Origin of the sequence: Micromonospora sp. ALFpr18c, assembly GCF_008868155.1 — a bacterium.
Taxonomy (GTDB): domain Bacteria; phylum Actinomycetota; class Actinomycetes; order Mycobacteriales; family Micromonosporaceae; genus Micromonospora.
Genome location: NZ_WBKR01000055.1, coordinates 1 through 12390 on the forward strand (window position 1 = coordinate 1; position 12390 = coordinate 12390).

Annotated in this window: 12 protein-coding genes; 6 read left to right on the forward strand and 6 right to left on the reverse strand. The window is 71.6% G+C overall.

Going from position 1 to position 12390, the window contains the following annotated elements:
• Positions 1–759 (reverse strand): class I SAM-dependent methyltransferase (locus tag F8271_RS12725; RefSeq protein ID WP_151489899.1); only part of this gene is annotated, 759 nt, incomplete at its 3' end.
• Positions 760–766: 7 nt separating this feature from the next.
• Entirely contained in the window at positions 767–1534 is a 768-nt protein-coding gene (locus F8271_RS12730; protein WP_151489900.1) for an SDR family oxidoreductase, read from the reverse strand.
• A gap of 100 nt (positions 1535–1634) precedes the next feature.
• Between F8271_RS12730 and mshA the strand changes: the two genes are divergently transcribed.
• From mshA to F8271_RS34150, 3 genes are all read left to right on the forward strand, one after another.
• On the forward strand, positions 1635–3104 hold the full coding sequence (gene mshA, locus F8271_RS12735) for a D-inositol-3-phosphate glycosyltransferase (RefSeq protein WP_192580262.1): 1470 nt from the start codon (positions 1635–1637) through the stop codon (positions 3102–3104).
• A 56-nt stretch (positions 3105–3160) separates the two neighbouring features.
• Positions 3161–3676 carry a YbjN domain-containing protein gene (locus tag F8271_RS12740; protein ID WP_151489902.1) on the forward strand — a complete coding sequence of 172 codons (516 nt, stop codon included), beginning with the start codon at positions 3161–3163 and terminating at the stop codon, positions 3674–3676.
• A 326-nt stretch (positions 3677–4002) separates the two neighbouring features.
• Positions 4003–4902 carry a hypothetical protein gene (locus tag F8271_RS34150; RefSeq protein ID WP_192580263.1) on the forward strand — a complete coding sequence of 300 codons (900 nt, stop codon included), beginning with the start codon at positions 4003–4005 and terminating at the stop codon, positions 4900–4902.
• Positions 4903–5295: 393 nt separating this feature from the next.
• Here the strand turns inward: F8271_RS34150 and F8271_RS12750 are convergent, their stop codons facing one another.
• Positions 5296–6579: an MFS transporter gene (locus F8271_RS12750; protein ID WP_151489904.1), complete on the reverse strand. Its 1284-nt coding sequence runs from the start codon at positions 6577–6579 to the stop codon at positions 5296–5298.
• Positions 6580–6624: 45 nt separating this feature from the next.
• A complete protein-coding gene (locus F8271_RS12755; protein WP_151489905.1) occupies positions 6625–7905 on the reverse strand; it encodes an MFS transporter in 1281 nt (426 codons plus the stop codon).
• A gap of 153 nt (positions 7906–8058) precedes the next feature.
• Here F8271_RS12755 and F8271_RS12760 point away from each other — a divergent pair, with 153 nt between their 5' ends.
• Positions 8059–8826 carry a phosphoglyceromutase gene (locus tag F8271_RS12760; RefSeq protein WP_007465667.1) on the forward strand — a complete coding sequence of 256 codons (768 nt, stop codon included), beginning with the start codon at positions 8059–8061 and terminating at the stop codon, positions 8824–8826.
• 51 nt (positions 8827–8877) lie between these two features.
• Here F8271_RS12760 and phoU read toward each other — a convergent pair whose 3' ends face one another.
• Complete coding sequence (gene phoU / locus F8271_RS12765; protein WP_151489925.1) at positions 8878–9531, reverse strand: phosphate signaling complex protein PhoU; 654 nt, start codon at positions 9529–9531, stop codon at positions 8878–8880.
• A gap of 203 nt (positions 9532–9734) precedes the next feature.
• On the opposite strand from phoU, the gene F8271_RS12770 reads away from it, so the two are divergent.
• Both F8271_RS12770 and F8271_RS12775 read left to right on the forward strand, forming a co-directional pair.
• A complete protein-coding gene (locus F8271_RS12770) occupies positions 9735–11015 on the forward strand; it encodes a cell wall metabolism sensor histidine kinase WalK (RefSeq protein ID WP_151489906.1) in 1281 nt (426 codons plus the stop codon).
• A 24-nt stretch (positions 11016–11039) separates the two neighbouring features.
• Positions 11040–11723, forward strand: a complete 684-nt coding sequence (locus tag F8271_RS12775; protein ID WP_151489907.1) for a response regulator transcription factor — start codon at positions 11040–11042, stop codon at positions 11721–11723.
• Positions 11724–11735: 12 nt separating this feature from the next.
• On the opposite strand, the gene F8271_RS12780 is transcribed toward F8271_RS12775, so the two are convergent.
• A complete protein-coding gene (locus F8271_RS12780) occupies positions 11736–12314 on the reverse strand; it encodes an NADPH-dependent F420 reductase (protein ID WP_151489908.1) in 579 nt (192 codons plus the stop codon).
• Between the last annotated feature and the right edge of the window lie 76 nt (positions 12315–12390).

Sequence of the window (12390 nt, forward strand, 5' to 3'; positions counted from 1 at the left end):
GCCCTGGCGCCAGCGGGTGGGGGTTGCCAGGACGGGCCAGCCGGTGTTCTTCAGGTGGGTGACCGCCCTGAGCCAGCGTTGGCGGGGACCGAAGGTGGCGTACGGGGCGGCGGTCTGCCAGGCGCCGTCGAGGGCCCGGATCAGGTCGTGGACCGGTTCACCGGGGACGTTGCGGTGGATCAGCGCCTTGGGCAGCCGCTCGGCCAGCTCGGCGGGGCTGCCCAGCGTGGTGAGTTTCGCGGCCAGGGTCAGCGTCCGGGGGCCGTCCGCGTCGATCAGCAGCCAGCTGGCGAGCCGACCCAGCTCGTCGCAGGTGCCCTCGACCAGCACGCCGCCGGGGGCGAGCGCGGCGGTCATCGTCCGCCAGGCGTCGGCGACCTCGCTCTCGTCGTACTGGCGTAGCACGTTGAACGCGCGGACCAGGACCGGCCGGAGCCCGGCCAGTTCGAACCCGCCGCGGGCGAAGGTCAGCCCGGGTGGGTCGGCGGCCGGTGCCGCGGCCGCCACCCGCGCCGGGTCGATCTCCAGCCCGACCAGCCGTACGTCGGGGCGTACCGCCGCGGCCAGCCGGGCCCGCAGCTCCACCGCGGTCACCGGGGTCGCGCCGTAGCCGAGGTCGACCACCAGCGGGTCGGCCGCCGCCACCAGCCGGTCGGCGCAGGTGGCGACGATCCAGTTGTCCACCCGACGGAGCCGGTTCGGGTTGGTGGTGCCCCGCGTGACGACGCCGAGCGGCCGGTGCCGGGCTGCCCCGCTCATGCTGGCGTCACTGGCCGATTCGGTGCACCTTGTGCTGGGCTGCCTGCGCCCGTGGCCGCACCACCAGCCGATCCACGTTGACGTGCTGGGGACGGGTGGCGCACCAGGCGATGCAGTCGGCCACGTCGTCGGCGACCAGCGGGTCGGGCACCCCGGCGTAGACGGCGGCGGCCCGGTCGGCGTCGCCGTCGAAGCGGACCAGCCCGAACTCGTCGGTCTTCACCATGCCCGGGTCGATCTCGATGACCCGCAGCGGTCGCCCGCACAGCTCCAGCCGGAGCGTGCCGGCGATGGCGGTCTGCGCGTGCTTCGCGGCGGTGTACCCGCCTCCGCCCTCGTAGACGGTCAGGCCGGCGGTGGAGGAGACCACCACGATGGTGCCGGCGCCGGACGCCTCCAGCGCTGGTAGCAGCGCCTGGGTGACCCGCAGCGTGCCGAGCACGTTCACGTCGTACATCCACTGCCAGTCGCCGATCGAGCCGGACTCCACCGGGTCCAGTCCGCGTGCCCCGCCGGCGTTGTTGACCAGCAGGGTGACCGGTCCGGGTGCCTGCGCGGCGGCCTCGGCGAGGGCGGCGACCGACTCGTCCGAGGTGACGTCGCAGGTCACCGCGGTGGCCTGGCCGCCGGCGGCGGTGATCTCGGTGACGAGGTCGGCGAGCCGGTCGGCGCGGCGGGCGGCGGCGAGTACGTGGAAACCCTCGGCGGCGAGTCGGCGGGCGGTTGCCGCGCCGATCCCGCTGGACGCTCCGGTGACGATGGCGACAGAGGTCATCGGGTCATTGTCACCCGCACCGGGCGGCCGATCCCGACCGGGCGTGCGGGCCGCGTCGGTGCGGGCGCGGTGATGAGGTCGGTCACCCCGGCCGGCCGCGCTGACGCATTTCCGTAGCCCGATGGGGAAGATGACATCCGGCGTACAGGTTGACCGAGAAGCGCCGGTCGTGCGAGACGACATCAACCGTGACAAAGGAGCGGACGTGGCGGAAATGCACACCGGCGTCGGTCGTCAGCGAGGTGCCCGACCGTGGCCCCAGCCACGCCGCATCGCCACCCTGTCGGTGCACACGTCCCCGCTGCACCAGCCCGGCACGGGTGATGCCGGTGGGATGAACGTCTACATCCTGGAGGTCGCCCGGCGGCTGGCCGAGGCCAACGTCGAGGTGGAGATCTTCACCCGGGCCACCTCCGGCGATTTGCCCCCGGTGGTCGAGATGGCGCCCGGCGTGCAGGTCCGGCACATCACCTCCGGGCCGCTGGAAGGGCTGACCAAGGAGGAGCTGCCGGGTCAGCTCTGCGCCTTCACGGCCGGGGTGCTGCGGGCCGAGGCGTCCCGTCCGCCCGGCCACTACGATCTGATCCACTCGCACTACTGGCTCTCCGGGCAGGTTGGCTGGCTGGCCAAGGAGCGCTGGGGGGTGCCGCTGGTGCACACCGCGCACACCCTCGCGAAGGTCAAGAACGCTCAGCTCGCGGCCGGCGACCGGCCGGAGCCCAAGGCCCGCGTGATCGGCGAGGAGCAGGTGGTCGCGGAGGCGGACCGGCTGGTCGCCAACACCCGCGTGGAGGCCGCCGACCTGGTCGACCGGTACGACGCCGACCCCGGCCGCGTCACGGTGGTGCAGCCGGGTGTGGACCTGGACCGCTTCCGGCCCGCGCCGGGTGAGCGGTCCGCGGCGACCCGCGACGCTCGTCGCCGGCTGGGCCTGCCGGTCGAGGGGTACGTGGTGGCGTTCGTCGGTCGGGTGCAGCCGCTCAAGGCTCCCGACGTGCTGATCCGGGCGGTCGCCGCGCTGCGGCAGCGCGATCCGGCGCTGGCCGCTCAGGTGACCGTGGTGATCTGCGGTGGCCCCAGCGGCAGTGGGCTGGACCGGCCGACCGCGCTGATCGAGCTGGCCGCCACGCTCGGGGTCACCGACCGGGTGCGGTTCCTGCCGCCGCGTACCGGCGACGACCTGCCGGCGTTGTACCGGGCCGCCGATCTGGTCGCGGTGCCGTCGCACAACGAATCGTTCGGGCTGGTCGCGCTGGAGGCGCAGGCCTGCGGTACGCCGGTGCTGGCGGCCGCCGTGGGTGGGCTGGTCACGGCCGTGCGGGACCAGGTGAGCGGGGTGCTGATCGACGGGCACGACCCGGTGGACTGGGCTCTGGCGCTGCGCCGCCTGCTGCCCGACCGGGCCCGTCGCGCTGCCCTGGCCCGGGGGGCCGAGCAGCACGCCCGCAACTTCTCCTGGGATCGCACGGTGGCCGGCCTGCTCGACGTCTACGGCGAGGCGATCTCCGCGCACCGCACGCGGCTCGCCGCTAACCTGGCGGGCGATCCCGCGCTCTCCTGCTCCTGGTGACCGCTGCCGTCGGTCGTCGCCGGGTGCGTGGGCCAGGTCGGTCGTAGAGTGGCCCGGTGAGCCCGAAGAGCGATCTTGCGAGTCTTATCGAGTCGGTCTGCGACGAGCGGGACCTGGCCTGGGAGTCGACCGGTCCCGGCTCGTACGCGGTGACCCTGCCGGGCACCCACAAGCTCAAGACCATCTGCAACCTGATCGTCGGTGAGCACGCGCTGCGGGTCGAGGCGTTCGTGATGCGCCAGCCGGACGAGCGGCGTGAGGAGCTGTGGGCCTGGCTGTTGCAGCGCAACGCCCGGATGTACGGCGTCTCGTTCTCCACCGACGCGGTCGGCGACGTGTACCTGACCGGGCGGGTCAACCCGGCGGGGGTGGACGCCGACGAGTTGGACCGGCTGCTCGGGGCGGTGCTCACGTACGCCGACGAGTCCTTCGACACCATGTTGGAGATCGGCTTCGGCAGTTCCATCCGGCGCGAGTACGAGTGGCGGGTCAAGCGCGGTGAGTCGACCGCGAATCTGGCCGCGTTCGCCCACCTGTTCGAGCCTTCCGGTGCCGGCCCCGACCCGTCCTGACCGCATCTGGCCTGCGGCTGGTGGTTCGGAGTGCCCCTGACGGGTATGCCGCACCGCGCGGTGCGGCAAGGGACCCCCGCGTGCCGATGGCGGAGTGTCAAGGAGCGGAGCGTCCCATGGCTCAGCGGAACAGCTCAGGTCGCGGCGCAACGGCGACCAGGACGAAGCGACAGACGGGCAACCAGACGCCGGGTACTCCCGGCGTCTCCGAGACGGAGATCTCCCGGATGCGGGTGGACGACATCCGCGGGCAGCTACGCAAACGCGGGGTAACCGGGATCTCGGCCCTGCGTAAGCCCGACCTGGTGAAGCAGTTGGTGCGCTCGTTGCGTTCCGGTGCGGGCCGGCGCAGCACCGGCCCGGCGGGTCGGGCCACCGGCAGCAGGGCGTCGGCCGGTCGTGCCGCCGCGACGAAGAAGGCGGCGGCACGACCGGCGCCGAGTCGCGCGAAGGCCGCGCCGGCGAACAAGAGCGCCCCCGCGAAGCGGGCCGCGGCCAAGAAGACGGCTGCCGCCAAGAGAACCACGGCGGCCAAGACCACGCCGGCCAGGAAGACCACGGCGGCGAAGAAGACCACGGCGGCCAAGACCACGCCGGCCAGGAAGACCACGGCGGCCAGGAAGACCACGACGGCGTCCAAGACCACGCCGGCCAGGAAGACGACGGCGGCGCGGAAGAGCACGACGTCGGCGGCTGCGCGCAGGTCGACGGCCGCCCGGAAGACGGCTGCCGCGCGCACGACAGCGACGGCCCGCACCGCGCCCGCGCGGAAGGCGCCGGCGAAGAAGGCCCCGGCGCGGCCGGCGGCGAAGCGGGCGGCGCCGACCCGGTCGACCGGCGCTACGGCAGCCGGTGGGATCCGGACCGGGCGGGGTACCGGCCGGTCGGTCCGTAGTTCGCAGGTGATGTCGTCGATCGCGGATCGACCGGAGCGGCCGGGGCGTAGCCTGATCACCGCGAACCACGAGGTGATCCAGCGTTGGGCGCGGGAGCGCGGGGCGAAACCGGCGACGATTGCCGGCACCGAGCGGGATGGCCGGGCCGGGGTGCTGACGTTCAACATCCCCGGGTACCGGGAAAGCAGCCGGATCCGCGAAATCACCTGGGATGAGTGGTTTTACACGTTCGACCTGCGACGGCTGAACCTGATCTATCAGGAGCAGATGCGTGACGGTCGGCAGAGCAACTTCTTCCGTACCGAGTCACCCGATCGGGAGGACGGCTGAGGTGTTTGTGGGAATGCCGCAGGGGTATGCGGCTGTTGCCGGAGACCGAGGCTCGAACTGGGGATACCCGCCAGTTGTGATGGGCGAGACAGCCATTCTGGGTTGAATCCAGAATCCGGGCGAACTAACTTTATTGCACCGCGCCACGCTTGGAAACGTTCGGGGGAGCGGCGGATCGAACAGATCCGCGCACCAGGCGAGGTGCGAGGGGACGGGTGGACAAACCGTTGGGGGACGGTGCCCACCTGTTTGGACCGGCGGCGTGAGCGGGCGATGCTTACGGGGGTGAGTGTTGCCCGCCGCCGCCGGCCCCACCGGCGGGCGCCCACCATGACCTTCGGGACGTGGTGGGCGCTTTGCGCTGTGCGTACCCCAATGGCCTGTCTGGTCGGTTCATCCGGCCGGGACGCGGTCGGCGGGTGCGCTCGGCTCCCGGCCGGCGGCCCGGCGCAGCGCGGCGACGTGTCGCTCCCGGGGTGGTCCGGCGAGCAGGTGGCCCAGTGCGGCCAGCAGGCCCAGGCCGCCCACGATCAGCCAGTGCCGGTCGCCGAGGTGCTGCAGGCTGACGCCGCCGAGCGTGGGTGCGACGAACGCGGCGGCCGGAAACGTCAGGTAGAAGACCGACTGGTAGCGAGCCCGTAGGTGCGGCGGTGCCAGGTCGGCGTTGATCTGGGCGTTGGGTGGGGCGGCCAGCATCGACCCGACCGTCCAGACGACGGCGGCGCCGAGGTAGACCGCGAGGTCGTCCGCGACAGCGAGGACGCCGAAACCGAGCGCGAGCAGAGCGGTGGAGACCGCCAGCACGACGTCCTTGCGGTGCCGGTCGATCAGCCGGGGCACGAACAGTTGCCCGAGCACGATCAGCGCGCCGCCGAGTGCGACCACCATTCCGTACGCCGACGGGCCCAGGCCGTCCGACCGCATGGCCAGCGGCATGATCGTCGAGGTCTGCAGGGTGAGTACGGCCAGCACGAAGGTGAGCCCGACGAAGACCAGGAACGTCCGGTCGGTGAGCGCGGTGTGCAGGCCGGGACGCCGCCACCGGCCGGACTCGGCAGGTGGCCCCAGGTCGACGGTCGGCGCGGCGCGGCGCATGGTCTCCGGCACCTTCCAGCCGATCACGGCGGCGGCGGTCAGGGTGGCGCCCGCGTCGACGAGGAACAGCGCGGTGAAGCTGGCCTCGGCCAGCACCCCCGCGAGCAGCGAGGCGACCGCCATGCCCAGGTTGAACGCCCAGAACTGGAGGTTGAACGCGCGGGAGCGGCGCTGCGCGGGCACCACGTCGACGATCGCCGCGACGAAGGCCGGGCTGGGCATCGAGTGCACGACACCGACCAGTGCGGAGAGCACCGCGATCAGCACGAGGGGCCGGCTGAACGCCAGCGCCACCATCAGGCCGGCGGTGACGAGGTGCGCGGCGAGCAGGGTGGCCCGACGGCCCCACCGGTCGGCCAACACCCCGCCGAGCAGCACACCGACCGCCCCGCCGGCCCCGTACGCGCCGACGACCGTGCCGGCCACCGCCTCGCTGGCTCCGCGCGCGTCGGTGAGGTAGAGCGACAGGAAGAGCATCGCGAACGCGCCGGCACGGTTGATGAGCAGGCCGGACCACAGGTACCAGAAGGTGGCGGGGAGTCCACCGGCAGTGTCGTCCCACCAACGGCGTAGGGCCCGCACCCGACCTCCTGACAGTTCAGCTTCCTAACAGTAGCCGGACCGCGGTCAGGCGACCGCTTCGGCGGGCTGCGCCGCCCGGGTGCGGACCGGTGCCAATGCCTCGCCCGAGCGGCGAAGTTCGGCGGCGCGCCGCTCCCGGGCCGGCCCCGACACCAGGTGCGCCACCGCCGTCAGGGCGCCGATCACGGCGCAGGCGAACCAGAGCGTGTCGTTGCCGGCGTGCTCGCGCACCAGGCCGCCGAGGATCGGCGCGCCGGCGCCCGCGATCTGCCAGGAGAGGGAGATGACGCCCTGGTAGCGACCCCGCAGTTCGGCCGGTGACAGCTCGGCGATCAGGGTCGAGTTGGACGGCGAGTTCAGCATCTCGCCGACCGTCCAGATCAGCACGGTCAGGCCGTAGAGCCAGGGGGTGCCGGCGAACGCGGTCAACCCGAAGCCGACGCCCATCACCACGGCGGCCAGCGCCAGCACGTGCGAGCGGCTCCGGCCCCGGATCAGTCGAGGCACGAAGAGTTGGCCCGCCACGATCAGGACGCCGTTGAGCGCGATCACCGAGCCGTAGGTGGTGGGGCTGAGACCGTCGTCCGCCATGGCGATCGGCAGCATCGAGATGTGCTGGAGGAAGACCAGCGAGGCGAACAGGTTCAGCGCCACGAAACCGAGGTAGACCCGGTCGGTGAGGATCGTCCGCAGGGCGCCGCGCGGGGCCTGCGTCGTCGCCGCGGCGGCCGGCCCGGTCTGCCGGGTCTCCGGCACCCGGGTGAAGAGGATCAGCGCGGTGATCAGCATGGTGCCGGCGTCGACCACGAACAGCAGCAGGTAGTCCGCCTGCGCGGCGAGGCCGGCGAGGACGGCGGCGCAGGCGAAGCCGAGGTTGATCGCCCAGTAGTTGAGCGAGAACGCGCGCAATCGGTCCTTCGCCGGCACCACGTCGATCATCATGGCGCTGTACGCGGGCCGGGCCGCCTCAGCGAACATGCCGAGCAGTAGGGCGCCCAGCGCGATTGCCCAGAGGCTCCGGGCCAGCCCGAGCGCGAGCAGCATGGCGGCAGCGCCGACGTGCGCGGTGAGCAGCGTGGGCCGGCGGCCCCACCGGTCGGCGAGGGTGCCGCCAGCGGTGGTGCCGACCGCGCCGCCGACGCCCCACAGCCCGAGCACCAGGCCGGCCTGGGAGGCCGAGAAGCCGCGTTCCTGGGTCAGGTAGATGGCGAGGAAGACGAGCACGAACGAGCCGAGCCGGTTGATCAGGGTGCCGGTCCACAGGTACCAGAAGGTGGTCGGCAGGCCGCCGGTGGTGTCCCGGAACCAACTCCGCATCGTCCGCATGTGGTGCCCCCGCTTGCAAGTAATGACCGATGTGACTACAGCGCCTTACAACCCTAGTGCTGGCCGGATTCGCAGGTCATCAGCTTTTTCACGTGGTGGTCGTCACGACGGGTGCCCGCGTGTCCCGCGCGCGGTTGGTGCAGGATGATCCGCATGACTGCGAGCGAGGGGCCCACCGTCGGGACGCTGGTCCTGCTGCGGCACGGTGAGAGCGACTGGAACGCCAAGAACCTCTTCACCGGCTGGGTGGACGTCGACCTGACCGAAAAGGGCGAGGGTGAGGCACGGCGCGGCGGCGAGCTGCTGCGCGAGCACAGCCTGCTGCCGGACGTCGTGCACACCAGCGTGATGCGCCGGGCGATCCGCACCGCCGAGTTGGCGCTGAACGCCGCCGACCGGCACTGGATCGCGGTACGCCGGTCGTGGCGGCTCAACGAGCGGCACTACGGCGCCCTGCAGGGCAAGAACAAGAAGCAGACCCTGGACGAGTACGGCGAGGAGCAGTTCATGCTCTGGCGTCGCTCGTACGACACCCCGCCGCCGCCGATCGCCGACGACGACGAGTGGTCGCAGGTCGGCGACCCGCGGTACGCGCTGCTGCCGACCGAGCTGATGCCGCGTACCGAATGCCTCAAGGACGTCGTCGAGCGGATGCTGCCCTACTGGTACGACTCGATCGTGCCGGACATCCTGGCCGGCCGGACGGTGCTGGTGGCCGCGCACGGCAACTCGCTGCGAGCCCTGGTCAAGCACCTCGACCAGATCTCCGACGAGGCGATCGCCAAGCTGAACATCCCGACCGGCATCCCGCTGCGCTACGACCTCGACCCGCAGCTGCGTCCGCTCACCCTGGGCGGCACCTACCTCGACCCGACGGCGGCGAAGGAAGCGGCCGCCGCGGTCGCCAACCAGGGCCGCTGAGCGCAGCAGAAAGGGCCCCGGCGGTTGCCGGGGCCCTTTCTGCTGTTCGGGTCAGATGCTGGCGGGCTTGTTCTCACCGGTGATCAGGAAGATCACGTGCTCGCCGGCGTTGACCGCGTGGTCGGCGAAGCGCTCGTAGAAGCGGCCCAGCAGGGTGGCGTCGATCGCCGTCTCCACCCCGTACGGCCAGTCGTCGCCGAGCAGCACCGAGAACAGGCTCTTGTGCAGCTCGTCCATCGCGTCGTCGTCGCGGTCCAGCTCGCCGGCGAGGTCGGCGTCGGGCTTCGCCAGCACCGAGCCGATCTTCGCCGCCATCCGGTCGGCGATCTCGGACATCTCGGTGAAGACCGTCCGCAGCTCCGCCGGTACGGCGGGGGAGGGGTGCCGGCGCAGAGCCGTCTTCGCCACATGGTCGGCGAGGTCACCCATCCGCTCCAGGTCGGCGGCGACGTGCAGTGCGGTGATCATGGCACGCAGGTCGGAGGCGACCGGTGCCTGCCGGGCGAGCAGGTCGCAGACCCGCTCCTCGACGTGTCGGTAGAGGTCGTCGATCTCGGCGTCCCGCTCGATGACCGTCTCGGCGGCCTGCCGGTCGGCGGTGAGCAGGGCCCGGGTGGCCTGGCGCATGGCGGCGCGGACGCCCTCCGCCATGTCCACCAGCAGTTGGCTGACGATCTGGAGGTCGGCCCGGAACTCGTCGCGCATCATCACGTCCTGTGGTCGGTCACCGCCGACGAGGTGCCGGCGCAGTGGTGAGCAGGTGCGACGCCCACGGTAGGTGGCGCGGACGGACCACGGATGAACCACGGTGAACGACGCCAGACGTGGGGGTGAACATTCCTCGAAGTGCGGGTGGTTCGTCCCGGTCTGTGTGGTAGCCAGGTTAACAATGACCCTACGATCGCCGGGTGGAGTGGGCGGTGGCGGTCGTGGTGGCTGTGGCGTTGGTGGCCGGGTTGGCCGCCGGGCTCGTGCTGCCCCGGTTCCTGCCGGCGCGGGAGCGTTCCACGTCGACGGGGAGCGCAAGCTCTCGCTGGAGCAGGGGGAGGCTCGCGATAGCCGACGAGCAGCAGGCCGGGCTCGGCCGCCGGACGATCGACTCACTCCGGGCCGGTGTCGTGGTGCTGGACAACGATGACGTGCCCGTGCTCATCAACCCGGCCGCCCGCGCGATGGGTCTGCTGCGCACCGGCAGCGCCCCGGGCACGATCGCCGCGCACCCGTTGATCCGTACCCTCGCCGGCCAGGTGCGACGCACCGGCGTCCGGCGCGAGATCGAGCTGGACCTGCCCCGGGGCCGCGACAGCGCGGGGGAGAACCCGCTCGGCGTGCACCTGCGGGCGATGGGCATCGGCAACGGGTTCATCGCGGTGGAGGCGGTCGACGTGACCGAGTCGCACCGACTGGCCCGGGTGCGACGTGACTTCGTGGCCAACGTGAGCCACGAGCTCAAGACCCCGATCGGTGCGCTCCAACTGCTCGCCGAGGCGTTGCTGGACGCCACCGAGCCGGCCGAGGCGGCGGCACCCGACCTCTCCGAGGACCTGGTGGCCGCCCGCCGGTTCGCCGAACGTATCCAGCACGAGTCGACCCGCCTGGGCCGGCTTGTGCAGGAGTTGCTGGAGCTGACCCGGTTGCAGGGCGCCGAGCCGCAGCCGCCGGCGGAGCCGGTCGCGCTGGACTGGGTGATCGCCGAGGTGGTCGACCGGACCCGCACCACGGCCTCCGCCCGGGGCGTCGAGGTGACGGTGGACGGCGAGCGCGGCCTCACCGTGTACGGCAGCGAGACCCAACTCGCCACGGCGGTGGCGAACCTGGTGGAGAACGCCATCAACTACTCGGGCGAGGACACGGTGGTACGGGTCACCCTGCGACAGGGCGACGAACACGTCGAGATCGCGGTCGCCGACCAGGGCATCGGTATCGCCCCGACCGACGTGGACCGGATCTTCGAACGGTTCTACCGGGCCGACCAGGCCCGCTCGCGTTCCACCGGTGGCACCGGGCTCGGCCTGGCCATCGTCAAACACATCGCGAGCAACCATGGCGGACGGGTCGAGGTGTCGAGCACTCTTGGTGGTGGATCGACGTTCACCCTCCGGTTGCCCGCAAGTCCACCGGACGACCTGCTGGCGACACTGCCGCCGGTTGGGATCGAGCCCGGTCCGGCCGAGCTACGGCAGGTCTGACAGCACATGGAAAGGAAATCCCCCTTGAGCCGCGTTCTCGTGGTCGAGGACGAGGAGTCGTTCTCCGACGCCTTGTCGTACATGCTCCGCAAGGAGGGCTTTGAGGTTTCGGTCGCTGCGACCGGCACCGATGCCCTCACCGAGTTCGACCGGACCGGCGCCGACATCGTGCTGCTCGACCTGATGTTGCCCGAGATGTCGGGGACCGAGGTCTGCCGGCAGCTCCGGCAGCGGTCGGCCGTTCCGATCATCATGGTCACCGCCCGGGACAGCGAGATCGACAAGGTGGTCGGCCTGGAGATCGGCGCCGACGACTACGTCACCAAGCCGTACTCGCCCCGTGAGCTGGTCGCCCGGATCCGGGCGGTGCTGCGCCGGCAGAGCCCGGAGGTGGCCGACGCGGGCGCACCGACGCTCGCGGCCGGGCCCGTCCGGATGGACATCGAGCGGCACGTGGTGACCGTGGACGGCGGTGCCGTGCAGTTGCCGTTGAAGGAGTTCGAGCTGCTGGAGCTGCTGCTGCGCAACGCCGGCCGGGTGCTGACCCGTGGTCAGCTCATCGACCGGGTCTGGGGCGCCGACTACGTCGGTGACACCAAGACGCTGGACGTGCACGTCAAGCGCCTGCGTTCCAAGATCGAGCCGGAGCCGTCCGCACCGCGTTTCATCGTCACCGTGCGGGGTCTGGGCTACAAGTTCGAACCGTGATCCGCGTACCTCTCAGCGGACGACCTTGATGTTGAAGATCGCGGTGTCGAGCCGGCCGTAGAGCCGGAGCCAGAGCGGCAGCAGCATCTCGGTGCCTCGTGCGGTGGAGAGGTCGCCGAGGTCGATCACGTCGGTGTGCCCGAAGCTGATGAGCAGCCCGGTGACGATCCGCTTGGCCTCGGCGTCGTCGCCGGACACGAAGACGCTGTGCGCGCCGTCGGCGAGCTGCCGCGGGTGCACCATCAGCTCGGCGGTCATCGTGTTGAGCGACTTGACCACCTTGGCCTGCGGAAACTCGCGGTTGGCGATGTCGAGCAGGACCTTGCCGGCCAGGTTCGGTGCGCCGGCCGCGGTCAGGGCGGGGAGCGAGCCGTTGCCGTTTGTGGCGTTCACCACCAACTCGGCGGCGCTGGCGGCGTCGGCCAGGGTGGCTAGGTCGACCTCGGGGTGCTGCGCCACCCAGGCGGCCTGTGCGCCGGTCCGCAGGGCCGCGACGTCGCGGGTGCCGATGGTGACCTGGTGGCCCAGCTCCGCCGTGCGAGCGGCGATCGCCTGCCCGACCGAGCCGGTTCCGAGAACTGCGATACGCATGTCGATCGATCCTCCGTCGGTGTGCCGAGTGGACTCGTGTCGAGTGCCAGCAGGCTAACAGACGGGTCTGTCTACT

Excerpts from the sequence above, each read along its gene's own strand:
- F8271_RS12730 (WP_151489900.1), bottom strand. The coding sequence starts at position 1,534 with ATGACCTCTGTCGCCATCGTCACCGGAGCGTCCAGCGGGATCGGCGCG.
- F8271_RS12755 (WP_151489905.1), bottom strand. The coding sequence starts at position 7,905 with ATGCGGACGATGCGGAGTTGGTTCCGGGACACCACCGGCGGCCTGCCG.
- F8271_RS12760 (WP_007465667.1), top strand. The coding sequence starts at position 8,059 with ATGACTGCGAGCGAGGGGCCCACCGTCGGGACGCTGGTCCTGCTGCGG.
- phoU (WP_151489925.1), bottom strand. The coding sequence starts at position 9,531 with ATGCGCGACGAGTTCCGGGCCGACCTCCAGATCGTCAGCCAACTGCTG.
- F8271_RS12780 (WP_151489908.1), bottom strand. The coding sequence starts at position 12,314 with ATGCGTATCGCAGTTCTCGGAACCGGCTCGGTCGGGCAGGCGATCGCC.